The 23,536-nt window shown below is 68.9% G+C and carries 22 protein-coding genes; 9 read left to right on the top strand and 13 right to left on the bottom strand.

Annotation, left to right across the window (positions count from 1 at the left end; all coding sequences use genetic code 11):
- Position 1: 1 nt before the first annotated feature.
- Complete coding sequence (gene hpnI / locus MTBSS4_RS06415; RefSeq protein ID WP_173982572.1) at positions 2–1,156, top strand: bacteriohopanetetrol glucosamine biosynthesis glycosyltransferase HpnI; 1,155 nt, start codon at positions 2–4, stop codon at positions 1,154–1,156.
- 7 nt (positions 1,157–1,163) lie between these two features.
- Here hpnI and MTBSS4_RS06420 read toward each other — a convergent pair whose 3' ends face one another.
- From MTBSS4_RS06420 to MTBSS4_RS06430, 3 genes are all read right to left on the bottom strand, one after another.
- Positions 1,164–2,324 (bottom strand): 3-phenylpropionate MFS transporter, encoded by a 1,161-nt coding sequence (locus MTBSS4_RS06420; protein WP_173982573.1) that lies wholly within the window; start codon positions 2,322–2,324, stop codon positions 1,164–1,166.
- Positions 2,321–3,154 (bottom strand): ChbG/HpnK family deacetylase, encoded by an 834-nt coding sequence (locus tag MTBSS4_RS06425; protein ID WP_173982574.1) that lies wholly within the window; start codon positions 3,152–3,154, stop codon positions 2,321–2,323. Before MTBSS4_RS06425 ends, MTBSS4_RS06420 begins: the two co-directional genes overlap by 4 nt.
- Positions 3,155–3,218: 64 nt before the next feature.
- Positions 3,219–3,488: a hypothetical protein gene (locus tag MTBSS4_RS06430; protein ID WP_173982575.1), complete on the bottom strand. Its 270-nt coding sequence runs from the start codon at positions 3,486–3,488 to the stop codon at positions 3,219–3,221.
- 198 nt (positions 3,489–3,686) lie between these two features.
- Here MTBSS4_RS06430 and MTBSS4_RS06435 point away from each other — a divergent pair, with 198 nt between their 5' ends.
- Together MTBSS4_RS06435 and MTBSS4_RS06440 are read left to right on the top strand one after the other, a co-directional pair.
- Positions 3,687–4,088: a DUF4170 domain-containing protein gene (locus tag MTBSS4_RS06435; protein ID WP_173982576.1), complete on the top strand. Its 402-nt coding sequence runs from the start codon at positions 3,687–3,689 to the stop codon at positions 4,086–4,088.
- A 27-nt stretch (positions 4,089–4,115) separates the two neighbouring features.
- Positions 4,116–4,448 (top strand): ferredoxin, encoded by a 333-nt coding sequence (locus tag MTBSS4_RS06440; RefSeq protein ID WP_173982577.1) that lies wholly within the window; start codon positions 4,116–4,118, stop codon positions 4,446–4,448.
- Here MTBSS4_RS06440 and MTBSS4_RS06445 read toward each other — a convergent pair.
- The 5 genes from MTBSS4_RS06445 to MTBSS4_RS06465 form a co-directional block, all read right to left on the bottom strand.
- Positions 4,432–5,901 (bottom strand): ATP-binding protein, encoded by a 1,470-nt coding sequence (locus tag MTBSS4_RS06445; RefSeq protein WP_173982578.1) that lies wholly within the window; start codon positions 5,899–5,901, stop codon positions 4,432–4,434. The two genes, MTBSS4_RS06440 and MTBSS4_RS06445, sit on opposite strands and share 17 nt — an antisense overlap.
- Positions 5,888–6,565, bottom strand: a complete 678-nt coding sequence (locus tag MTBSS4_RS06450) for a response regulator transcription factor (RefSeq protein WP_173982579.1) — start codon at positions 6,563–6,565, stop codon at positions 5,888–5,890. The genes MTBSS4_RS06445 and MTBSS4_RS06450 overlap by 14 nt, the downstream gene beginning before the upstream one ends.
- Before the next feature lie 406 nt (positions 6,566–6,971).
- Positions 6,972–7,775, bottom strand: a complete 804-nt coding sequence (locus MTBSS4_RS06455) for a nucleoside phosphorylase (protein WP_173982580.1) — start codon at positions 7,773–7,775, stop codon at positions 6,972–6,974.
- A 3-nt stretch (positions 7,776–7,778) separates the two neighbouring features.
- Positions 7,779–8,390 carry a trans-aconitate 2-methyltransferase gene (locus tag MTBSS4_RS06460; RefSeq protein ID WP_173982581.1) on the bottom strand — a complete coding sequence of 204 codons (612 nt, stop codon included), beginning with the start codon at positions 8,388–8,390 and terminating at the stop codon, positions 7,779–7,781.
- Between the two features lie 11 nt (positions 8,391–8,401).
- Positions 8,402–9,079 carry a class I SAM-dependent methyltransferase gene (locus MTBSS4_RS06465; RefSeq protein ID WP_173982582.1) on the bottom strand — a complete coding sequence of 226 codons (678 nt, stop codon included), beginning with the start codon at positions 9,077–9,079 and terminating at the stop codon, positions 8,402–8,404.
- 130 nt (positions 9,080–9,209) lie between these two features.
- Between MTBSS4_RS06465 and MTBSS4_RS06470 the strand changes: the two genes are divergently transcribed.
- The 4 genes from MTBSS4_RS06470 to MTBSS4_RS06485 all read left to right on the top strand — a co-directional run bounded on the left by MTBSS4_RS06470 (position 9,210) and on the right by MTBSS4_RS06485 (position 13,650).
- Positions 9,210–9,872 carry a metalloregulator ArsR/SmtB family transcription factor gene (locus tag MTBSS4_RS06470; RefSeq protein ID WP_254432417.1) on the top strand — a complete coding sequence of 221 codons (663 nt, stop codon included), beginning with the start codon at positions 9,210–9,212 and terminating at the stop codon, positions 9,870–9,872.
- A gap of 111 nt (positions 9,873–9,983) precedes the next feature.
- Positions 9,984–11,363 carry a tetratricopeptide repeat protein gene (locus tag MTBSS4_RS06475; RefSeq protein ID WP_173982584.1) on the top strand — a complete coding sequence of 460 codons (1,380 nt, stop codon included), beginning with the start codon at positions 9,984–9,986 and terminating at the stop codon, positions 11,361–11,363.
- Complete coding sequence (locus MTBSS4_RS06480) at positions 11,360–13,045, top strand: hypothetical protein (protein WP_173982585.1); 1,686 nt, start codon at positions 11,360–11,362, stop codon at positions 13,043–13,045. The genes MTBSS4_RS06475 and MTBSS4_RS06480 overlap by 4 nt, the downstream gene beginning before the upstream one ends.
- A gap of 146 nt (positions 13,046–13,191) precedes the next feature.
- Entirely contained in the window at positions 13,192–13,650 is a 459-nt protein-coding gene (locus MTBSS4_RS06485) for a hypothetical protein (RefSeq protein ID WP_173982586.1), read from the top strand.
- Between the two features lie 14 nt (positions 13,651–13,664).
- Here the strand turns inward: MTBSS4_RS06485 and MTBSS4_RS06490 are convergent, their stop codons facing one another.
- The 3 genes from MTBSS4_RS06490 to MTBSS4_RS06500 are packed head-to-tail and all read right to left on the bottom strand — an operon-like array spanning position 13,665 to position 18,273.
- Positions 13,665–16,322, bottom strand: a complete 2,658-nt coding sequence (locus tag MTBSS4_RS06490) for an ATP-binding protein (RefSeq protein WP_173982587.1) — start codon at positions 16,320–16,322, stop codon at positions 13,665–13,667.
- A complete protein-coding gene (locus MTBSS4_RS06495) occupies positions 16,319–16,660 on the bottom strand; it encodes a hypothetical protein (protein ID WP_254432418.1) in 342 nt (113 codons plus the stop codon). Before MTBSS4_RS06495 ends, MTBSS4_RS06490 begins: the two co-directional genes overlap by 4 nt.
- Positions 16,660–18,273, bottom strand: coding sequence for an N-acetylmuramoyl-L-alanine amidase (locus MTBSS4_RS06500; RefSeq protein ID WP_254432419.1), 1,614 nt, complete (start codon positions 18,271–18,273; stop codon positions 16,660–16,662). The genes MTBSS4_RS06495 and MTBSS4_RS06500 overlap by 1 nt, the downstream gene beginning before the upstream one ends.
- Positions 18,274–18,594: 321 nt before the next feature.
- On the opposite strand from MTBSS4_RS06500, the gene MTBSS4_RS06505 reads away from it, so the two are divergent.
- Positions 18,595–21,066 carry a tetratricopeptide repeat protein gene (locus MTBSS4_RS06505; RefSeq protein ID WP_173982589.1) on the top strand — a complete coding sequence of 824 codons (2,472 nt, stop codon included), beginning with the start codon at positions 18,595–18,597 and terminating at the stop codon, positions 21,064–21,066.
- A gap of 9 nt (positions 21,067–21,075) precedes the next feature.
- Positions 21,076–21,735, top strand: coding sequence for a protease complex subunit PrcB family protein (locus MTBSS4_RS06510; protein ID WP_173982590.1), 660 nt, complete (start codon positions 21,076–21,078; stop codon positions 21,733–21,735).
- Here the strand turns inward: MTBSS4_RS06510 and MTBSS4_RS06515 are convergent, their stop codons facing one another.
- The gene (locus tag MTBSS4_RS06515; protein WP_173982591.1) at positions 21,736–22,392 is read right to left on the bottom strand and encodes a hypothetical protein; all 657 of its coding nucleotides are present in this window, start codon (positions 22,390–22,392) and stop codon (positions 21,736–21,738) included.
- Positions 22,393–22,398: 6 nt separating this feature from the next.
- Positions 22,399–23,493 carry a sigma-70 family RNA polymerase sigma factor gene (locus tag MTBSS4_RS06520; protein ID WP_173982592.1) on the bottom strand — a complete coding sequence of 365 codons (1,095 nt, stop codon included), beginning with the start codon at positions 23,491–23,493 and terminating at the stop codon, positions 22,399–22,401.
- Positions 23,494–23,536 lie beyond the last annotated feature (43 nt).

The raw sequence follows: 23,536 nt of genomic DNA on the forward strand, positions 1-23,536 counted from the left end.
GGTGACGGACTGGAACGCCGGCGTCAGCGACATCGTCCTGCTGCTGCTTGCCCTGGCCGGTATCGTCTATCTGTCGTTGTCGCTGCGCCATGTCCTGGCGTTTCGGGAATGCGTCGCCGCCCCCGTGCCGGATGTGCTGCCGCCGCTGTCGGTGCTGAAGCCGTTGTGCGGGGCCGAACCCCGGCTGTACGAATGCCTGCGCTCGTTCTGCGATCAGGATTATCCCGATTTCGAGATCGTATTCGGGGTACGCGAGGGCGACGATCCCGCCGTGACGGTGGTCGAGCGGCTGCGGCGCGACTTTCCCGATCTTTCCATCACCCTGGTGAGCGACGGCCGGCTTCACGGCGCCAATCTCAAGATTGGCAACGTTCTCAACATCATGACGGCCTGCCGTCACGATCTGCTGCTGGTGTCGGACAGCGATGTCGAGGTGGGGCGCGACTGCTTCCGCGCCATGGTCGCCGACATGGCGCAATCCGATGTCGGGGCGGTCTCTTGCATCTACAAGGGGTATCCGACCCGAGGCTGGGTCTCGGTGCTGGGCGCGCTCAACATCAACGGCTGGATCGTGCCGTCGGTGCTGCTGGACCGGGCCTTGAACGGAGTCGATGCCAGCCTTGGCCCGGCCATGCTGCTGCGGCGCCAGGCGCTGGACGCCATTGGCGGATTCGAGGCGGTGGCCGACTACCTGGCCGAGGATCACGAGATCGGCGAAAGGCTGGCCGGGGCCGGCTGGGCCGTGCGGTTGTCCGCCCACACCGTTCACACCATGGTGCACGAGGAAAGCCTGTCCACCCTGTTCCGTCACGAGGTTCGCTGGGCCCATACCGTGCGGGCGGTGCGGCCGCTCGACCATCTGCTGACGGTGGTGACCTGCGTGCTGCCGTTGCTGCTGGCGCTGCATGTGTTCCATCCCACTTGGTGGGGGGGGCTGCTGCTGGGGCTGTACCTGCTGCTGCGGCTGGCGCTGGACCGGGCGGTGCGGGTCCGTTTCGCCATCGTGCGGCCGGCGCCGTTCTGGATGGTGCCGTTGCGGGAAATCCTGTGCTTCGCGGTGTGGTTCTGGTCGATCTTCAGCCGCCGGGTGGTGTGGCGCGGCCAGCCCTACGCGCTGAAGCGCGGGGGGCGGCTGGTTCCGCTGGATCGGGGGTGAGCCGGCGTCACTCCCCGATCAGCCGGCCGCCATTCCAGCGGCGGACCAGATGCCAGGCCAGCGCCGCCGAGCCCGCCGACAGGGCGGCCATGGCGAGGAAGGAGCTTCCGCCGCCCCGTTCGTACAGGAATCCGCCCAGCGGCGTCATCAGGCCGGGGGCCAGTCCGACCGCGATGGCGGCGTAAAGCCCCTGGGCGCGCACCGACAGCGAATGCGGCACGGCGCGCTGGATGAAATGCATGGCGCCCAGGTGGGCGCAGCCGAAGGTGGCGGCGTGGAGGATCTGTGCGGCGGCGACCCAGGCGATGTCGGCGGTGATTCCCAAGATGGCCCAGCGCAGGGCGCCGCCCAGGGCGGCGGCCAGCAGAAGCCGGGCCGGGCCAAATCTGGCCACCACCCGTCCGCTGAAGGCGAACAGGATGATCTCGGCCACCACGCCCTCGGACCACAGCAGGCCGATGGCCCAGTCGGACAGGCCGGAGGCCTTCCAGTGGATGGAGGCGAAGGCATAATAGACGGTGTGGCCGGCCTGGTTCAGCGAGGCGGCGGCCAGGAACAGCAGGAAGACGCCGCTGGCCAGCAGCGGCCGCAGCGGTGGCGGCGGTTCGTCCCTGGGCGGAACCCGGGTGTCTGGCACCATGGCGCAGGTGACGGCGGTCAGGCCCAGCAGCCCGGCGACCAGCCAGGGCACCGACGCCACCGGCCAGTCGGTCAGCGCTTTGCCCATCAAGGTGGCGGCGGCGATGAACGACAGCGACCCCCACAGCCGCACCCGGCCGTAATCCAGCCGGTGGTTCTGGACCACCATCATCGACAGTGAATCGCCCACCGGCATCAGGCTGGTGAAAGGAAAGATGGCCAGAACGGTGACGGCCAGCAGGGCGGGAAAGCCCTGGACGGCGGGAAACAGCAGCCACAGCAGGGTCGCCGCCACCGCCAGGATCAGCATCGGCCGCTTGCGGTCGCCGCGATGGTCGACCCAATGCCCGACCAGCGGGGTTGCCACCAGCCGGGTCAGGTAGCCGGCGGCGACCAGCAGGCCGATCTCGGTGGGGCCGAGGCCTTGATCCTTCAGCCATAGCGGCCAGAACGGGATGTGGATGCCGACGGCGGCGAAGATGGCGGCGTAGAACGCTGCCAACCGGATGGCGGCGGAGCGGCGGGTCATAGGGATGCCAGCGCGATTCCCCGCCGGTCCAAGGATTCCAGGCAGTCGTCGGAGGCGAGGAAGCGGTATTCCACCTCGCGTTGCCCGGTCAGCCATTCGCAGGCTTTCAGCGCCTCGTCGACCAGGCCGGGATGGCACATGACCAGGGTGGCGGGGCCGGGGGCATCGGTGAAGACGCGGAACAGCTCGGCATAGGGCACCTTGCCGGAAAAGTCGTAGACTCCCCGGAAACTGCGGTTGTGGGGAATGCCGGCGGTCTTCAGCATCCGGCGGAACCGCAGTCCCAGCAGGGCGATGATGGTGGCGCGCACCGGATCGATGCCCCGGCCCAGGATGGCGACGGGGTTTTCCCAGCACGACCGCACCCAGCCGCCGCCGGGTTTCAGGCGACGGCGCCAGATATCCAGCACCGCGTCGCGGATGATGGGCAACTGGTGGACGTGATGGTGGCCGTCAAGAAAGTCGGGCGGGCGGCCCATGGCGGCCTCGAACGCCTCCACCTGCCGCTCCAGTTCGGCCTTGATCTCGGCGGCGTCCAGGCGGCGCAGCAACGACCGCTTGACCAGGGCGCCGATTCCGGGCAGCCGGCCGTCGGGGGCAAGATCGGGCATTTCCCCGATGGGGGCGTGATCGGTCAGCATCAGATGGACGCCGAACTGGGCCTTGCCTTCCAGTGGCTTCAGCAGGGCGGCCTCGTCCGGCCAGAACCGGCTGGCGGTCATGCAGCCGGTGGCCTGAAGCCGGCCGGCCGCGATCAGGGCGCGGATGGCGCGGCCCAGTCCGGGGGCAAGGCCGTAATCGTCGGCGCAAAGGGTGATGCTGGCGGTCATGGCCGGAGGATAGGCCGCCGGGGGGAGAGGGCGCAAGCCGCCCGCGTGCGCCGGGCGGCCCTGGTTATTTCATGCCTTGCGATACCGCCAGATGGGTCAGCCAGCCGATCGAGGACGAGGTTGCCGCCGACACCGAGGTGTTGCCGCCCGCGCCGCCCTGGCGGGTGCCGTCGATGGTGGTGGCCTTGTTCTTGTCGGGCAGGTCCATGGGACCGAAGGCGTGGGTGGCGAAAGCGCTGGCCGGGCCGGTCCTGGCCGGGCGGGTGTCATGGCTGGCGGGGTCGTCCTTGCGGTTCAGCAGCAGGTGCGAGGTGCCGACGGTGGTGACTTGCATTGTCGTTCTCCAATGGAGAGGGCCTGCCGCTGCCGATGCACGGGGCGTGCCATGCCGTCAGGCGCGGAAATCCTGGATTTCCACACCGCAAGGGGCGGCAAATCCTGCCGGGCGGCCATGTTCCAAAGGACATTCCTTCCCGGCGGCCGATGGGGTATAAGCACGCCGCCGCACTTCTTCGGACGGGAAACATCCCCCATGGCCAAGATCTACTTTGTCGTCGGCGGCGAATATGCCGACACGTCGTTCACCATCATCGCCCCCGGCCATGCCGAGGAGCGCTTCGGCCCCTTCGACGAGCAGGAAGCCCATATCTGCTGGCGGGCGTTGACCGGCAAGTCGGTGGACAACGCCATGGTGCGCTATTTCATCCGTTCCACCGAGGAGGTGTCGGACGAGACCTGGTACGTGGTGGGCGGCGAATACGCCGACACCACTTTCCAGACCATCGCGCCGGGGCGCCGGCAGGAGGTGCACGGGCCGTTCACCCGCAAGGACGCCATGGAAAAATGGCGTGAATTGACCGGCAAGACCGTCGACAGCGCCATGACCCGCTTCGACCTTTGCACCGACACGGAGCTGAAGCGGCGCCAGTCGTAACGAAGACCAAGAGAGAGGAGGACCGTCGTGAATCATTATCCCAACAAGTACCACGCCTTCATCTGCGCCCAGAGCCGTCCCGAGGGACATCCGCGCGGCTGCTGCTCCAGCAAGGGCGGCGGCCAGCCGCTGTTCCAGCACCTGATGGGCAAGATGAGCGAACTGAACCTGTGGGAGGCGGGCATCAGCGTCGCTTCCAGTTCGTGTCTGGGCTTTTGCAAGGCCGGCCCGCTGATGGTGGTCTATCCCCAGGGCGTCTGGTACAAGGTCCAGACCACGGCCGATATCGACGAGATCGTCGCGTCCCACTTCGTCAAGGACGTGCCGGTCGAGCGCCTGATGGTCACTCCCGGCAAGTAGGGGCGGTTTCCGGATTCGCGCGGTCCTTTTCATCTGCGTGAATCCGGCCGCTTCTGGCGTCGGCCTTATCGGCCTTGTCGGCATGGCGGGCGAAGACGAGGCGGACGATCAGGCCGGGGGCGTTGTCGTCCAGCACCAGCCGCGCCCCGTGAAGCCGCACCACCGCCTGGACCAGCGACAGCCCCAGGCCGTTGCCGGGGGTCGAGCGGGTCGAATCCAGGCGGATGAAACGTTCCAGAACCCGTTCCCGCGATTCCTCCGGAATGCCGGGGCCTGAATCGGTGACCGTCAGTTCCACCGTGCCGTCCTCGCCCGCGGCGACGCCGACCGCCACATGGCCGCCCGCCGGGGTGTATTTGACGGCGTTGTCCACCAGATTGGCCATGGCCTGGAACAGCAGGTGGCGGTCACCCCGGACCCGCAGGTCCGGCTCGGCCCGGCAGGTCAGTTCCACCTCCTTTTCCTCGGCCAGCGGTTCGTAAAGCTCGACCGCGTCCTCGGCGAGGCGCGACAGGTCCAGGCTTTCCAGGCGTTCCAGCCGTGCCGCCGATTCCGCGTGCGAGATGGTCAGGATGGCGCTGAAGGTGGCCAGCAGGTTGTCGGCCTCGGCCAGGGTCTCTTCCAGCGTCCGGCGGAATCCTTCGCAATCGGGCGGTCCCAGCAGCGCCAGGTCGATGCGCGACCGCAGCCGGTTCAGCGGCGTGCGCAGGTCGTGGGCGATGTTGTCCGAGACGGTGCGGATGCCTTCCAGCAGCCGTTCCAGCTCGTCCATCATCTCGTTGAAGCTTTCCGCCAGCGAGTCGAACTCGTCGCCGGTCCCCGACAGCGCCATGCGCTGGCTCATGTCGCCGCCGAAGATGCTGCGCGCCGTGCGGCTCATTTCCTCGACCCGCTGCAACAGGTGGCGGCTGGTGAAGTAGCCGCCGACCACGCCCAGCAGGATGGTGACGGCGAGACCCCAGCCCAGCGCCCGGTTGATGGCCGATTTGACCCGCTTGGCGTCGGCTAGCGATCGTCCCACCAGCAGGCGGTAGCCGTCGGCCAGTTCGTAGGCCCTGGCCATCACCTCGAATCCCGGCCCGATGCCGCCCAGCGGCAGAATGCGAAAGCGCACCCAGCCGAGCTGGCTGCCGACCTCGGCCGGCCACGCCCGCAGATTGCCGGCCAGTGGCGAGCCGTCCAGGCCCATCAGCAGATAGGAGACGCGGCCCTCCACATCCTGGCGGGTGCGCTGGCCGATCACGTCGGCCAGCCCCACCAGGTCGCGGTCCCGATAGACTTCGGCCAGACCGGTGGCCTCGGCCTCGACCGTTTCCTGCACCTGCCATTCGATGAACATGGTGGTGCTCCACGACACCAGCATCAGCAGGGCCATGGCCGATATGGTGAAGATGGCGAGATAGCTCAGCGCCAGACGGAAGGTGGTGGTGCGAAGAAGGCTAGCGGGCTGCACGAAGGGTGTATCCGGCGCCCCTGACCGTGTGAATCAGCGGCGGGTCGAAATCCTTGTCCACCTTCTGGCGCAGCCGGCTGATATGCACGTCGATCAGGTTGGTCTGGGGGTCGAAATGGTATTCCCAGACATTTTCCAGCAGCATGGTTCGCGTCACCACCTGACCGGCGTAGCGCATCAGGTATTCCAGCAGCCTGAACTCGCGCGGCTGAAGGTCGATGGTCTGGCCGCCGCGCTGAACCGTGCGGGCCAGCAGGTCCATTTCCAGGTCCTCCACCTTCAGGCGGGTTTCCGGCTGGGCCGCCGACACCCGCCGCGCCAGCGCCTCGATGCGGGCCAGCAATTCGGCGAAGGCGTAGGGCTTGACCAGATAATCGTCGCCGCCGGCCTTCAGGCCGCGGACCCGGTCGTCGACCTTGCCCAGCGCCGACAGCACCAGCACCGGCGTGGTGTTGCCGTCGGCGCGGATCGCCTGGATGATCGCCAGTCCGTCGATGCCGGGCAGCATGCGGTCCACCACCATGGCGTCCCAGCGTTCCGAGGTGGCGAGGAACAGCCCGTCGGTGCCGGTGGCGGCATGGTCGACCACATGGCCGGCCTCGCGCAGGCCCTTGGCCATGTAGGCGGCGGCCTCGTTGTCGTCTTCGATCAGCAGGATGCGCATATGAACTTCAACCCTCTCGTCGCAGCCGACCTTAACGTCTTCCCTTCCCACGGAAAAGCCCCCGCGCCAGGGGGGGGAGCGCGGGGGCCTTTTTCCGGTGTCCGGACGCGGGGGGAATACGTCCGTCGTGGAGTCGCGTCCGCCTCGGGGGGAACGAGAGGGACACGGCGGCGGGGAGTTCGGATCCGCCGGGTTCGAACGGCACCGGCAGGGAGCGCAAACTTGCCGCCGAGCCACCGTTCCAACCTTATGATGGGATCATGCCACCGGCAGGATTACCGCATCATTTCGCTGCGGTTAAGCTTTGGTAATGATCGGGATGGCCATTTCTCTTCTCTATGCCGGCTTCAGCCAGGACACCGGCCAGGGCGATATCGCCGTCACGGTCGGCTTTGGCGTTGCAGGATCACCGTAGTTCCGGGGCCAGCCACGCCCGCCCCGCCGCGGCCACCAGGGCCAAGGCGTCCAGGGCGCCGTCGGCCTCGCCCTTCTCGAAGTCGCCCTCGCATCTCGCCATGGTATTGGTGACATGGGCGAAACAGGCCACCGGACAACCTCGGGCACGCGAGAAAGCGTAGAGCGCCGCCGCTTCCATCTCCACCGCCAGGATGCCCGCGTCACGATGCGCGGCGATGGCCGCCTCGGTCTCGCGGTAGGGAGCGTCGGTGGTCCAGGTCGCCCCCCGGTGAAGAACGACGGGAGTCGTTTCATGCAGTGCCGCCAAACGCCCCAGCACGTCGGGGGCGGCTTCGGCGAAACGGGACGGCGGCAGGTAGTGGTAGCTGGTGCCCTCGTCGCGAAGCGCCCGGTCGATCAGGATGAAGTAGGGAGCCTCGCCCACCGGCGTGATCTGACCGGACGAGGTGACGCTGATCAGGAAACGGCAGCCGCTGGCGAACATCTGTTCGGCCAGCAGCACGGCGAAGGGGGCGCCGACGGCACAGCCGACCACCCCGAACTCCAGCCCCTCATGCTCGAACCGCCACATCTCGGTATGGTAGCAGGCCCAGTGTTCGACCGGCCGCGCCTGGCCTGTGCGCTTAAGGTAGCGCACCATGTCGCCGTCGGGGTCGAGCAGGCAGAGGGCGGGCACCTCGGTATGGGTAAGGCCGCGCTGGCGCCTCGCCTCGCGCAGCAGGTTGGCCGGCTGGAACACCGAGGGCGCATCGGTGTCCTTGAGATCGAGGATGGGGGGTTGGGGAGCGGGCATGGCTCAGCGCCTCCGCAGGCGGCAGAACTGGAAGCGCTGGATTTTTCCTGCCGGGGTCGGGTGATCCTCGGTCATGGCGGCGAGCATCTCGAAATGAGGTGCGAACTCTGCGGCAAGGCCATCGGCGTCATAGCGGCGGATGGTCAGGCCGCTGCACCGCTCCGGCCCATCCAGGGCGAAGGTCCCGATCACCGCGTGCCCGCCGGTCGGTACGGCGGCGGCCATGGCGGCGGCATAGGCGGCCCGGTCGGCGGCTTCGGTGAGGAAGTGGAACACGGCGCGGTCATGCCAGAGGTCGAAACGGGAGGGCGGCGTCCATCCGGTCACGTCGGCGATCAGCCATTCCACCAGGGCGGCCCGGTCGCCCAGGCGGCGGCGCGCCCGTTCCAGCGCCGCCGGGGCGATGTCGAGAACGGTGACACGCCGGAAACCTTGCTCGACCAGGCAATCCACCAGCCGCGAGGCACCGCCCCCGACATCGATGATCCTGCCTTCCGGTCCCAGGCCGGTGTCGCGGATCAGGGCCAGGGAAGTTTTCGGATGGTCCTGGTACCAGCTGACCTCGTTCTCGGCCTTGGTCTCGTAAACCGTCTGCCAATGCGACTGCCGGTCCATGTGTTCCCCCCTCATATCTTTTGTGCCGTCATGGCGATGTAGGCGGCGCCCACCGTGGTCCGTGCGCCAAGAGCCGGGTCGAATGGCGCCATCAAGCGCGCCGCCCATCTCCAGGGCGGGAAGAACACGGCACCCCGCATCGCTTCCACCGCCAATCCAATCGAAGCCATCTCGGCCGCCAGCAATCGGGCATCGCTGAAATGTGCCTGCCGCCACAAGCGGGTCCCAAGCCAGACGCGCATGAGGCGGATCACCGCCCATGGGCTCCAGCGTCCCAGTTCCCCAATCAGCAGATGGCCGCCGCCTCGCAGGACCCTGGCCGCTTCCGCCAGGGCGGCCCGGCGATCATGGATCAGGCACAGAACCGTGTTCATCACCGCGAGGTCGAAACTGGCGTCGGAAAATGGCAGCCGGCAGGCGTCACCCGCCAGGAACTGGCCCTCCGTCACGGTAGCGCGGGCGGCCATGATCATGGCCGGATCGGCGTCGATGCCGGTGACGCGGGCTCCCTCCGTCGCCATCTCGGCAGCCAGGACACCATCGCCGCAACCGATATCGAGGACATTCAGCCCCCGCAAGGGAGGGGCGATTCCCAGCAGGGCCTGATGCTCCAGGCGTTCGACGATTCGCCCAAGCGACGTTTTCCGCCACGCGGCATAACGGGTGGGGCCGATGCTGGATGCGCTCACGGCGCGGTTTCTCCGATAGATGAGGATAGCCTGTTATTCAATAACTTTGTTGAATAGTATGCTGCCATAGGCAGGCCGTCAATCTTCGGGCATGATTCCCGAATACGTCGGCTTGAGGATAGGAGCGAGCTTGGCAGCCAAGAGCAGTCCGAAACTGTCCATTCTGGAGCAGATCGCCATGGTGGCGAAGGCCTTGGGAAATCCCCATCGCCTCGACCTCCTGGAACTGCTTGCCCAGGGCGAACGCAGTGTCGAGGGACTAGCGGCGGCCAGCGGCCTGTCCTTCGCCAATACCTCGCAGCACCTCCAGGTCCTGCGGCGGAGCGGCTTGGCTGTTTCGCGCAGGAGCGGGCTGCACGTCCTTTACCGGACCTCCGGGGATGATGTTCTGGAACTCCTGGCCGCGCTGCGGCGGACGGCGGCGCGCCATGTGGAGGAGATCGACCGGCTGATGCAGGGCTTCTTCCACCAGCGGGATGCCCTGGAGCCCGTCTCGCGCGACGAACTGGTCGGGCGCCTGGGGGATGGAACCGTGACTCTGCTCGACGTCCGCCCGCCCGAGGAATATGCCGCCGGCCATCTGCCCGGAGCCATCAATATTCCCCTCAAGGAATTGCAGCGTCGCCTCGGGGAACTGCCGGACGGCGCCGAGGTGGTGGCCTATTGCCGGGGCCCCTACTGCGTCCTGGCCTTCGAGGCGGTGGCATCCCTGCGGGAGTGCGGCCGCGCCGCCCGGCGCCTGCAGGACGGCTTCCCGGAATGGCGTCTGGCCGGCTTGCCGGTGGAGACATGACCGGGGGAATGCGCCTTGATCTTGGCCTGATTGCCGCAGCTTACTGCCTCGACAGCCCGGCGGTGTTCCGGCATTGTTGCCGGGACAGGGTATTTTCGGTGGAAGAACGTCATGGCGCGAGAACCCGAGATCGTCACCCGCTATCGCCGGCTGGCGCTGGAGAACGACCCGGTGGCCCAATGCAAGCTGGGCGATCTCTACCGCCTGGGCTATCAGGTCAAGCGCGACATGGACGAGGCGGTGGTGTGGCTGGTGCGTTCGGCCCGCCAGGGCAACAAGGACGCCATCGGCCTGCTGAAGAAGATGGCCGCCGAAGGCGTCGACGTCCGCCGCCGGGTCGATGATCTGCCCGGCCCGCGTCAGACGGCTCCCCGCATCGACTGGGGGGCTGTCCCGGGCGAACCGGACGCGGCCGAGGGAGGCCAGGTGGCGGCGGAGGCCGCCGCCTCGCCGCCCCATCATCCGTCCACGCAGCCTCCGCCGCCGGCCGCCGTCTTGGACCCACGCGCGACGCCGCTGCCGACGGTCGAGGCCGAGACCGATCCCCTGGCGTTCGGCGAGGATGATCCTTCCCCTGATCCCGATCGTCTGCGCGCCCTGGCCGGCGGCGGCGATGCCGCCGCCATGGTGGCGCTGGGCAACGCCTACCGCCTGGGACGGGGCGTCGCCGCCGACCCGGCCGAGGCGGTGCGGCTGTATTCGCTGGCGGCCAAGGCCGGCGACGTCCGCGGCCAGTACTCGCTGGCGGTGATGTACGATCTTGGCCTTGGCACCGCCCAGAGCAACGCCCATGCCCTGAAATGGTTCCGCGAGGCGGCCAAGCAGGGCGACGCCGCCGCCCAGTTCAACCTGGGCAACATGATCCGCCAGGGGCGCGGCGTCGAGGCCAGCCCCGACGTGGCGGCCAAATGGTTCCGTCAGGCCGCCGACCAGGGCGACGCCGCCGCCCTGTTCGCCCTGGCGACCCTGTACGAGAGCGGGAGCGGTGTCGAGCGCGACGAGGTCCAGGCGGCCGAGCTGTATCGCGAGGCGGCCGAGCACGGCGAGGCCGAGGCCCAGTTCAACCTGTCCAACATGCTGCGCCAGGGACGCGGCACCGAGGCCGATCCGGTCGAGGCGGCGGTGCTGTGCCGCCGTGCCGCCGAACAGGGGCTGGCCTCGGCCCAGTTCAATTACGGCCTGATGCTGCTGACCGGAACCGGCGTCGACCGCAACGATGCCGCCGCCGCCCAGTGGCTGCGGCGCGCCGCCAGGGCCGGCAATCCCGGCGCCCAGTACCATCTGGCCATCCTGCTGGAGCGCGGACAGGGCGTTCCCGCCGACCTGGTCGAGGCCCATTGCTGGCTCTGTCTCGCCGCGGATTCCGGCGTCGAGGCCGTGGCGGGGCCGGCCCGCCGGTCCGCCGAAGTGCTGGCCGCCCATCTGGGCGAGGCGGGGGTGGCCGAATCCCGCCGCCGCCGTGCCGGCCTCCTGCCGGAGGCGGTCCCATGAGCTCGCCCAAGACCACCTACGAAATCCAGGTGCTGGACGACAAGCGCTGGGTCATCGCCTCCATGGCCGGCGACGAGGACAAGGCGAAGGCCTTCGCCGAGAACCTGCTCCAGGCCGGCAACCATGCCGCCGTCCGGGTCGTCAAGGATTACCAGCGCATCGACGGCACCCACAGCGAGACCGTGCTGCTGGAAAAGCAGGGCGAAATCAAGGGCGGCGGCGATCCCACCCTGGCCCAGATCACCGAGGCGCCGCCCTGCGCCACCCTGGAGGAGCTTTACGGCCAGCCGTCCCGCACCACCATCGGGCGGCTGTTGCGCAAGTACCTGGACGAGGCGCTGATCACGCCCACCGAATTGCTGCATGACGCCAAGGAGATGAAGCGGTTCGGCGACAAGGGCAACCTGCTCTATTCCGCCATCGACCGGGTGTCGTCGCTTCAGGCCAGGGCGGCGGGCGAGGAGAATTCCAAGGCGCGCAAGGACTTTCTCGACAAGTCGTGGGAGCAGTTGCTGGCCCGCGCCAAGGCCTTCGCCGAGAAGAAGGCCAAGGCGCCGCAGACCCTGGCGGAGGCGGTGGCCGGCAGCGGCGGCGATTCGTTCGCGCTGCGCGCCCTGACGACGCTGGCCCTGCTGGAACGGCGCAGCTGGTTCGGCAAGCTGGACCTGATGATCGCCTGGGCCGCCGAGCCCGCCGCCGCCGATCACATGGGGATGATCGACGGCATCATTGCCGACTTGGTGGTGCCGGCCCAGGTCATCCAGGATCTGCTGGGGTTCCAGGCCAACCTGTCGGCGGCGCTGTGCCAGATCGTCAATCTGGTGGAGGGCAAGGCCGAGCCTGCCAAGTTCGCTCCCCCGACCTTCGCCGCCCTGAACGGATTGTTCGCCGGCGGGGGGCTGCCCCAGACCCGTCAGGTGTTGATGGCCCGGGTAATCCGCGAGATCGGCGGCGGCAATCCGCTGTCGCGCAACGATCCCGGCCAGGAATTCGAGATGTTCCACAAGATGCTGCAACGTCTTGTGGACAAGGATGGCGTCACCGGCGGGCCGCCCCTGGCCGAATCGCTGCTGCAACGCGGCTCCAAGGTGATGAAGGGCGACGGCGAATCCATGTCCGCCCTTCAGGCGCTGGAAAATCTGCTGGGCACCCTCGCCGACGGCTGCGTCCGGCTGCAATTCCTGCTGACCCTGTGCGCCTCGCCGCTGGGCAAGAGCATGGGCGACATCCTGACCGAGGTGCTGGACGGCCATGTCCGCCGGTCGCGTCACATCGATCACTGGGTGCCGGTTCGGCTGTCGCCGCCGGCCCGCATGGCGGCGTTGACCGCCGCCAACAAATCGCTGCGCTCCTGCCCGGTGCTGGTGGATGGGTTCCGGAAAGCGCTGGCCGATCTGATCGACGACGTCATGGTCCGCTATCTCCAGGACGAGGGTGTCATCGAGAAGATCGACAAGGCCGACGACCCCCTGGCCATCCGCGCCATCCGGCTGGTCAAGTTCTGCGGCTCGGGCGTGCTGATCGAGGGCAAGTCCCTCAACATGGCCAAGGCTCGCGTCGTCGAGCATCTGCGCCAGAAGCAGTTCGAGGAGAAATTCGTCGCCAGCTGTCCCGACCCCAGCCAGGGCGACAAGAATCTGCGCGATTTCCATCGGCTGCTGGTCGAGTGCGGATTCAGTTGACGGATTGGTATAGGCGAGGCCGGCATCGGCTATTCCATCGGTAGAGGGATTGGCCATTGTCTTTGACAGCGGCGCCTTGCCGCCCCTACAATCGTAGAGTCAAACTTCCGTTATAGTTTTATACCTGTTTTGGATAGGAGAGAGCCATGGCGACTCTATCCATGCCGGTTCGCCTGAATCTCGGCGAACTCTGCGCCGCCGCGCTGGAGGCGGCCGCCGACAACCTCGCCGCCGCCTCGGACACCGAGTCCTTTCTTGGCGCGCTGGAGGAAAACCACGGATTGTGGCGTACCCTGGTCGAGGTGGCGCGACATCTTCCCTTGGATGTTCCGGCCTCCGACAGTGCCGGTTTCGTCATTTCGGTCTCGCGCAAATGTGGGCAGGGGGTTTGCGACGAGCATGTGGAGGCGCTGATCGGCATCAACCGGCGGATGTCCGCCCAATTGGTCAAGGCCGGCGATCCCTGCCGGATTCAGCGGCGGGCCGAACTGGCGTGGCGCGAAACCGGATTGGCTCCGTCGGTACCGTTTTCCCGCTGGCTGACCGATGAAATCCTGCGCAAGTCGCGTCACCAGGACAGCCGGCCGGAATCCCTGGCCGGGTAGGGAGGCGGCTGGCGCTACTCCGTCATGAATTCCCGGAAGAAGCGGCCGATTTCGGCGAAGGCTTTTTCCGCCCGGCCTCGCGATTGGCGGATTTTCCGCCAGTCGCCGTCCGGCGCCGCCTGTTGCAGCGCCTCCATCGCCTCGGCCAGGGCGGGGGCGCAGACGTTGCGCGCGGCTCCCTTGCCGGAATGGGCGGCGTCGCGCAGCCGCTGGCGATCCTTTGTCGCCAGCGCCGCGGTCAGCTCGTTCCGGATCAGGTCGAACGACTCGATGAAGTAGGCGATGACGTCGCGCAGCAGCGTCGCGTCGTCGTCGCCGAGAACCTCGGCCAGGGCCGCCAGATCCACCGGCGGCGCCACCACCCGCCGGCGGCGGGGGGCGGCTGGGCCGGCGGGCTGGGCGGGGCCGGCCTCGCCGCCGCCCAGCCGGGCGGCGAGCACCGCGCCCAGCCGGTCCATGGTCACTGGCTTGCTGAGATAGTCGTCCATGCCGGCGCGGAAGCAGGCCTGGTCGTCGCCTTCCAGGGCGTTGGCGGTCAGGGCCACGATGGGCAGCCGTCGTTCCGGCGCCGGTCCTTCCGCTTCGCGGATGCGGCTCGCCAGCCGATAGCCGTCCAGCACCGGCATGAAGCAATCGGTCAGCAGCAGGCTGTAGTGCTTGGCCCGCAAGGCGGTCCAGGCGGCTTCGCCGTCCTCCACCATGTCGAAGGCATAGCCGAGATGGGCAAGCTGGCGGCCGATCACCATCCGGTTGGTGGGGTTGTCCTCGGCCACCAGGATCAAGGTGTCCGGAGCCGGCTTGGCGGACCGGGCCGTCACCGTCCGTCCGGCGGACGAGGGCGGGGCGTCGTCGCCGGTCTCGTCCAGGGGAATTTCGACCCAGAAGGTGGAGCCTCGGCCGAACTCGCTGTCGACGCCGATGTCGCCGCCCATCATCGCCACCAGCCGGCGACAGATGGACAGGCCGAGGCCGGTGCCACCAAAGCGGCGGGTGGTGGAGGCGTCGGCCTGCGAGAAGGGTTCGAACAGGCGTTCGGTCTGTTCCGGGGTGAGGCCGATGCCGGAATCGTTGACCTCGATGCGCAGGCGGACGCGGCCACCCGAGCGTTCCGGCTGCGAGATCCTGGCCGTCACCGCGCCGGATTCGGTGAACTTGACGGCATTGCCCAGCAGGTTCAGCAGAATCTGGCGCATCCGCACCGGATCGCCCATCATCTGGTCGGCGATTCCGGGTTCCGCCTCCCACGCAAGGGTCAGTCCCTTTTCCATCGCCCGCGTGCGCAACAGGCGAATGCAGCTTTCGGCGGTGTCGCGAATCGAGAAGGCGATGTTTTCCAGCACCAGCTTGCCAGCCTCGATCTTGGACAGGTCCAGGATGTCGTTGATGATGGCCAGCAATGTCTGGGCGGAATCCTGGATGATGCCCACCATGCCCTTCTGGTCGGGGTTCAGCCGGGTGGTGCCCAGGATGTCCAGCATGCCGACCACGCCGTTCATGGGGGTGCGGATTTCGTGGCTCATGGTGGCGAGGAACGAGGACTTGGCGCGGGTGGCGCTTTCGGCCACGTCCTTGGCCTGGACCAGTTCTTCCTCGGCGCGCTTGCGGTCGGTGATGTCGTTGATGCCGACCAGGACACAGCGCTGCTGATCGGCATCGATGATCTGGCCCGACAGCATGGCCCAGATGGTCTCGCCGTAATCGGTGATCAGGCGCACCTCGAAGCCCTCGACGAAGCCGCCTTCCTTCAGCGCCTCCAGGAAGCGGGCGCGGGCGTCCGGACCGGTATAGCGGTCCAGGGTCCTGGCCGACAGGGCGTCGGCGGACAGGTCGCTATGGTCGAACAGTTCCGAGGCGCGGCGATTGACCCGCAGCACCATGGTGTCGGACAGACGGGTCAGGACCATGGGCAACGGCGCCGCCTCGAAGAAGCGCTTCAGCGTCTCCTCGGCCTCCTTGCGGACGGAAATATCGCTGATGCCGACCAGGATGCAGCGTTCGCCGTCGATCTCGGTCAGCTGTCCCGACACGCCGCCCCAGAACGACTGGCCGTAGGCGGTGCTCAGCATGGCCTCGAAATCGTCGACGAAGCCGCCGCCGCGCAGGCGCACCATGAAGCTGCGGAAGGCCTGCGGGCCGATGACGTGTTCCAGCCGCAGCTTGGCGGCGTCGCGTCCGGCTACGAACAGTTCGGATGCGCGCCGGTTGAAGGTGATGACCTCGCCTTCCGGCATGCGGCAAAGCATCATCGGCATGGGGGTGGCGTTGAAGATGCTGCTCAGGGTCCGCTCGGCGCCCTTGGCGGGGGTGATGTCGCGCAGCCACATGACGAAGGCGTCGCCGCCGTCGAACGCCATCTCGTCCCATGACGCCAGGGCCCAGAACTCGTCGGCGCCGATGCGGCGCATGCGCAGTTCGGCCTCGCGCAGTCCGGATTGCGGGCGCGGCAGGCGCATCCAGCGGTCGCGCCATTGCTGCCACGACGGGCAGAACGTGCGGAAGTCCAGCCCGGCCAGCGCGGCGCGGTTCATGCCGAGCATGGCGGCTCCCGCCGGATTGGCGAACAGGATGCGCCAGTCGGGGGCGAACATGACGACGCCCGCCGGGCTGGTCTCCAGGATGCGGATCATCGCCAGCCGGCTCAGCCCCGGCGGAGATGGTGGGCGCGGGTTCATTCGCCCGCCCTGGCCCCGGGCGGGCAGTTGATGCGGCTGCTCTTGCCGATGGCGATCTTGTGGCCGGCGGGCAGGTCGCGCAGGATCGACATCCGCGCCCGTTCCTTGTCCGCTTCCGATGGCGGCGGACCGTCGGTGACGATGACGGCGGTGCCGTTTCCGGCCCGCAGGTTGTAGTCCTCCCACCGGTAGACGGTCAGCCAGCAGGCCGGCTCCGGCCGGGGGCAGGTGAGGCAGAGATTGTCGGGCCTGGCGGCGGCGGCGCGGGCCGGGGGGGCGCCGGTAGGGATGACGGCGGAGCTTGCGGCCAGAAGCGCAAGGGCGAAAATCCGGCCCACTACGGCCGCTTGGCCTTGAGCGAGGCGGGGAAATAGCGCTCGATGGCCCGGGTCACCGCCTTGGCCAGACGGGCGCGATACTGAGGCTGACGCAGCTGCCTTTCCTCGAATTCGTTGGACAGATAGCCCATCTCCACCAGCACCGCCGGCACGTCGGGCGCCTTCAGCACCGCGAAGCCGGCGAAGCGGTGGGTGTTGCCCAGCAGGTCCATCTCCTGTCCGACCTCGTCCACCAGTTCGGTGGCGAAGCCGGCCGAGCGGTTCATGGTCTCGCGCTGGGCCAGATCGATCAGGATGCCGGCGACGTCGGGAGTTTCGTGGCTGAGATCCACTCCGGCGATCAGATCGGCCTTGTTTTCCTTTTCCGCCAGCGCCTGCGCTTCGGAGTCGGAGGCGTTCTGCGACAAGGTGTAGACCGACAGGCCGCGAATCTGCGGGCTTTGCACCGCGTCGGCGTGCAGCGAGATGAACAGGTCGGCGCCCACCTGCCGGGCTATGGCGACCCGGTCGCGCAGCCGGATGAAGACGTCGCGGTCGCGGGTCAGGTGGACGCGGTAGCGCCCGCCCTTTTCCAGCGCCGTCTTGAGTTCGCGGGCCATGGCCAGGGTGATGTGCTTCTCGTAGATGCCCGAAACCCCGATGGCGCCGGGGTCGACGCCGCCATGGCCGGGGTCGATGACGATCACCGGCACGCCGTCGCGGGCCTTGGTCACGCCGTCGAGCTTGGCGGGGGCGGGGGAGTGGAGCGCCACCTGAGTGGGAGGAGGCGTCGGCGTTGACGCCAGCGCTGGTGCCGGCGCCGCCTCCGCCTGGGGTGGCGCGGGCGGCGAGACCGGGAGAGGGGCGGGCGGGGCCGGGCGTTCCGGCGGCGGCGGCATGGGGGCCGACAGCATGGGCAGGCCCTTGGCCGGCCTGGTGGCGGCATTGGCCGGCCGTTCCGCCAGGTTGGGGCGTTCCGCCAAACTGGGGCGCTCCACCGGAACCGGCGGCGGCAAGGGTGGGGCCGCCGTCGCGTTGGGGCTGGTGACGACGATGCGATTGCCGGTGGCGGTGGGTTCGGCGACGGGCGGCGCCGGAATCGGAGGGGCGGACGGGAGCGGCGCCGGCTTTGCGATCGGTTGAGGGGCGACCGGCTGGGGGGCGACCGGCTGGGGCGGCGGCGATGCGGCGGCGATGCGGCGGGGTGCCGGGGCGGGCTGTGCCGTCGGGGCGGGAGAGGCATCCACCGAGGCCAGGAATGCCTCGCGGGAGGTTTCGGCGAGATCGACCACCAGTCGCCAGCCCATGCCGTCGCGCGGCGGGATGATGAAGGCCCCCTTGACGGTGGCGGGCTTGCGCAGGTCAAGGGTGAGGCGGCCGTCCTCGCCGCGCAGGCCATTGACCGCCCCCCACGGCTTGGGAACGGAATTGCCGGCCGCCTCCAGTCCCGGCGAGTCGATGACGACGCGGTAGGGATCGGCCTTGGTGGACACCTTGAAATGGACGGATTCGGACAGGTCCATCACGAACCGGGTGACGTTGTCGCCGTGCAGGCCCAGCCGGGCCCCCGACGCGCTGGCGGCCCAGGCGCCGCCGCCGCCGGACAGCGCCGGAACGACGGTCAGCAACATCATCGACAAGGTCGTGAGGCGCGTGAGGGACATGGGTCTGACGGTCACCGGACGGGAAAACGGACTCATGAACAGCTATAGCGCAGACAAAGACTCAGCATCAACTCAAAAGTCATTGATTCGGCAGACTCTTCCGTCAATCAACTCGCCTTGGCCGCATGACGGCGTCAAAGCCCGCCGTCCGGATGGCGTTTCGGGAACGCCAGTCCGGCTGCGACATGGTCTTCTCGCCGTTCCATCGGGCTGTTACAGTGGGCGGCGGGAAAGATACCCGGACCTGATCCGTCCGTATTGCCGTGGCAATCCCGAACCCAGGCCGTGACCATGGATGATCCGGACCTTCTGTGGGCGATGCTGCTGGTCGACGGGCCGTCCCGCCTCAGCGACGAGGAACAGCGCGACTTGGTCCTGCGGCTGGCTGGCCTGCCCGCCGGCGAGCGCGAGGACTACGCCCCCGACGATCTCGGCCAGGCCATGCACCTGACCGAGTTGTCCGGCCTGCTGTCCGGGCGTGATCTGAACGAACTGGCGGTGCTGCCCGCCCGGATGGGGGTGGCCGGGGCCGAGCGCCTCGGCGCCGGCTCCGCCCAGCTCCTGCCGGCGTTGCTGGCCCTGATCCAGGCCCTGTACGGCAGTCTCGTCCGCGACGAGGTCATGACCTGCGACGAGGCCCGTCAGGTCGTCGAACGCATGGAGGCGGTTCTCGCCGCCGACCCCGACGACGGATGGAGCGTCATCGCCGCTTTCTACCGGGCGCTGCTGGAACGCCTTGACGGCGGCGTCGAGACCGCCGCCGCCGCGCTGGCCGGACTGCTGCCCCGCGCCGTGGAAATCCTGGGGCAAGACAGCGACTGGGTTCACAGCATCCGCGCCGTCTACGCCGACATCCAGGCCGGCCGGGGCAACGCCCTGATCGAGGCCGGCCGGCCGGCGGAGGCGGTGGCGCCGCTGCGACAGGGGCTGGACGCCCTGGCCGGCCGGCTGGAAGACCGGCGGCGATGGGGCGAGATCTCCTATCTGCTGGCCCTGGCCCATTGGCGGGCCTCCGACGCCGACGATGCGACGGTGACCGCGCTGTTCGAGGATTCGGCCGCCGCCTACGACGCCGCCGACGCCGGAGGCGGCGAGACCGTATTCGTCGTCCGCGAGGCTCTTGGGGCGTTCTTGTGGCAGCGCGGCCGTCACGAGGAGGCGCTGGCGCTATTGGAGGACAATCTGGCCGAGGCTGGCCGCCGCCTGGGCGCGGATCACGAAATCGTCCACGACCTGGCGGTGGAATTGCCCCGGTTCCGGCGTGCCTGGTTGCGGATCAGGGAAGGGGGAAAGCTGTTCGGCTGGGCCTTGGCCAATCACCGCCAGGCATTGGCCGAGGACCGCTTCGCCCTGGCCGTCGCCATGCTGCGCGATGTCGCCGGACAGGCGGAGACGGCCGAACTCCACGATCTTCTCCTGCTGGAGGCGGCGGTGCTGCTGGCCGCCTCCGGCCGGGGGGAGGAGGCGCTGGCCGTATCGGACGGGGCGCGGTTGCCCTCGATGGGAGGGTGGGGCGAGGCCAGGGTGTGGGCGGCCGGCGCGGCGGCCCTGGCCGATTCCCAGGCGCGGGAGGCATGGGTCGGCCGGGCCGTCGCCAAGGCGCTTGCCACCCATGTGGCCGAGTCCGAGGACGGCAAGGCCTTGATCGACCTGATCGAGGCGCTGTTCCGGGAGGCCGCCGCCACCGAGGCTCTGGCGCTGCTGGAAGCCGGTTCCCACCCGGTTTGCCGCGAGGTTCTTATCGCGGCGCGGGTGGAGAGCGACGACCTGGACGGGGCGCTGGCGCTGCTGGACCGATGGGACGGCCCCGAACTGGATGATTCAGTCCTGATCGATCTGATCGAACTGGCGGCGCGACGGAAACGGCGGGCCGTGGTCGAGCGGTTCTCCCCCCTGCTGGCGCGGAGCCGGATGGCTCATCTCCCGGTGTCGGCCCTGCTGTTCGTGGGGGCCGAGGACGAAGGCCTTGCCCTGATCCCCCGGCTTGAATCCGGCTGGTCCCGCACCGAAGCGCTTTCCATGGCGGCGGAGCATTTCGGGGACAAGGGCGATGCGGAACGCTGCCGTTCGTTCGCCGCCCAGGCCGCGGCCGAACTGAACGCCGATCCGAAGGGATTCGTCTTCCAGCCGCTGTGCCGCATGGCCAAGGGATTGCTTGGCGTCATGGATGTCGCCGGGGTGATGGAGTGGGGGCGCGCCCATCTTGCTCCGGGACTGGTTTCCGAGTACGGCTATGCCGTCGCCTGCGCCCTGGAGATGCAGGGGCGCCACGATGCCGCGTGGAGCGTCGCCCAGGACCTGGACGAGGACCATCGCGCACAGGCGGAATCGCGCATCCGGACCTCCCGCGACAACAACAATGCCGTCGGCGCCATCGCCCACAGCCACAAACTGGCCGCTGCCGGCAAGGCCGAGGACGCGGTCTCGGCCCTGGCTTCCATCGCCAATCCCTTCGCGGTCGTCAATGAATGCATCGGCATCGCCGAGACCTGCGGCGATGCCGGCGCGGCGGCGCAGGCGCTGCGTGCCGCCTTCGGCCGTCTGCCGGGAAAACTGGCGGATGGGGCAATCTGCTCGTCCGGGCTGCGTCTCGATTACGGCCGCAAGCTGGGCGAGGCGGCCGGCCGCATCCTGGCGCCGGAGGCTGGCGCGGCCTTCGCCGAGGCCGCCCTGACGCGGGCGGCCGGCATGGACGACATTATCGCCGCCGCCCCCTTCGTGGTGGCGGCCGGCCACGCCGTTCGTCCGCATCAGCGGGGCTGAACGGGGGGAATGGGCCGGGCGGGCGGCGTTGCCGGCCGGGCCGACGCCGCCGGTTGGGCCGGCCTTGCCGTCGGCAGGGCGGGGTTGGGCAAGGCCGATTCGGTCAGCACCGGCGGTTTCGGCTGCGACAGGGGCGGCGCCGGCTGGGCCAGCGTGGTGGCGGGCAAGCCCAGGGAAAGGAGAACGGCGATGATGGCGGGTTTCATGAAGACCTCCTTGGCTGAGTCCGCCAGACGGATCGCCCTGGCGTTTTTTCTGGCTTTCGCCGTTCCGGCGCCGGTTCTGGCCGATCAGTGGCGTGGCGAGTACAGCGCCGAGCGGCGTCCGGCCATGGTGATCGCCCGTGACGCCGGGCAGTGGCGGGACCTGTGGGCGGGACTGAGGGCGCCGCCGCCGCGTCCGCTGGCCGATGGCGAGGCGGCGGTGGCCATTTTCCTGGGGCCGCGCCGTACCGGCGGTTACGGTCTGGAATTGATCGGCACGCGGGTTGAGGGCTGCGCCACCGTGGTGGAATTCCGGGAAACGGTTCCGGCCGGCTTTGTCACCCAGGCCTTCACCAGCCCCTGGGCGGTGATGACGTTGCCGATGCCGTCGGGGATGGTGGTGGCGGCCGAGGGGGAAACCCGCATCCTTTCCCGCGACCTTGCCGAGCAAAGCCGTTGCCGCTGATCATTCCGACAGGCGGAACACCCCACCGCCGTCCCGGCGCAAGGTCAGGCGGGGCGGCAGCGGACCGCCCAGCCGGGCCGCCAGTCCGGGAGAGATGACGATGCTTTCGATCAGCCCTGCCTCGCGCGGGTCCAGCCCGCCGTCGCCCAGGGCCGCCGTCAGGTCGGCCAGGGTGGCCGCGTTCCGTCGGGCCGCGTAGGCCGCCAGGGTCCGCCCAAGCTCGGGACCGACCATGATGTCCGTCGAGGCGGTGCCGTCGAGGGGAGGGCGCGCCGCCGCGGTGAACGAACCGCCGGCCGAGGCTTTCGGCCGGTCCATCGCCGCCGTCGCGTCCGCCGGCGGCGCCGGCGGGGGAGGATGGGTGGCGGGAGGCATCAGCAGCGCCGCCAGCCCGATGGCGAACGCTCCCGCCGCGCCGCCCCAGACCAGCCACCGTCGGGGCGATTCGGCCCGAACCGGCCGCCGGGTGCGGGCGATGGCCGCGTCGACCAGCGATGCGGGCGCGGGATTGGCCTGAGCCTGGGCCAGCCAGTCGGCGGCCACCGCCACGGGCGTATCCTCCTCCGCCACCCGCGGCAAGGTGTCGCGGACGATGCTTCCGCCCCCGGCGTCGCGGGCATCGGAGAACAGGGTCCGGCTCAGGTCTTCGCTTCGCATGAATTCTCAGACGGACGCGAGCGGGAATTTTTCCACTCCGGCGGCCTTCAGCTGATCCAGCAGCATTCCCTCCCATGATTTCCGGCGGCGGTACAGGTCTTCGACCGGCAGGCGCATGATCTCGGCGATTCGGCGCGGCGGCAGCGGCGGGTCGGCCAGAAAACGGTAATGCAGATACAGCCGCGCCTCGGCCGGCAGCCGCGCCAGGGCCGTCGCCAGGACCTCGCATGCGGCCTCCATGGCGGCGCGGTCGCGAAGGCCCCGCGTCTCGTCCTCCGGCGAGGCGGCATGGTGGGGGAGCGGGCGCTCGTGTTCCGATCCGTCCGGGGTGGTCACCGTCAGCGGGACATGCCGGGGCCTGGGAGGCGGGGCGTGTCCGCCAAGCGCGGCGTCGACCCGGTGCAGGACGCGCATTGCCTCCACCCGGGGCAGCCGCCGCCCCTGCGCGTCGCGCAGCCGGTCGGGCAGGTCCTCGGCGGTCAGTCCCTGGACGTAGATCAGATCGAAGGCCCGGCGTTCGAGCGGCTCCATGCGCCGGATCGCCTCGGGTTCACGGCGGCGGCCGTCGCGGGCGCGCAAGATGTCTTCGATCAGGTTGAGGGCGACGCGGCGGACATAGCCCGAGAAGCTGCCCCGCCCGTCGTATTTCCGCAATGCCGCGCAGTCCTCGGCCATCAGGCGCAGGCGGAGGTCCTGGGCGACGTCGTCGCAATCCTGGTCCTGGCCCAGGCGGCGGCGCACCAGCCGGGTCAGGTCGGCGCCGAAGAAGCGCTCGAACGCGCTCCAGCCGGCATCGCGGTCGGTGGCCAGCAATCCGGTGATCCGATCGGCCAGCAGGTCGGCGGTCTTCAGCACCAGATAGGGGGCGGCGGCGGCGCGCCCGTCCCAGTCGGACAGGGCCGCCAGGCGGTTGTCGGCCAGCCGCTCGATCAGCAGCGGGAATTCGCTCCGGCAGCGCGTCTCGTCGAAGACCTGCCGGCAGCATCCGTACAGCAGGTCGGCCCATCGCCGGACGAACGTCTCCCACGCCCCGGCGTCGCCATTGCGGGCGGCGCGCAGCAGGTCGCCATCATCAGCGTGTTCCGGCCTTTGCCCGTCCATTATTCAGTCATTGGCTCCGTCATCAATACGCACCATCTTATCC

The sequence above is a fragment of the Magnetospirillum sp. SS-4 genome, assembly GCF_902729425.1.
In the GTDB taxonomy this organism is placed as follows: domain Bacteria; phylum Pseudomonadota; class Alphaproteobacteria; order Rhodospirillales; family Magnetospirillaceae; genus Phaeospirillum.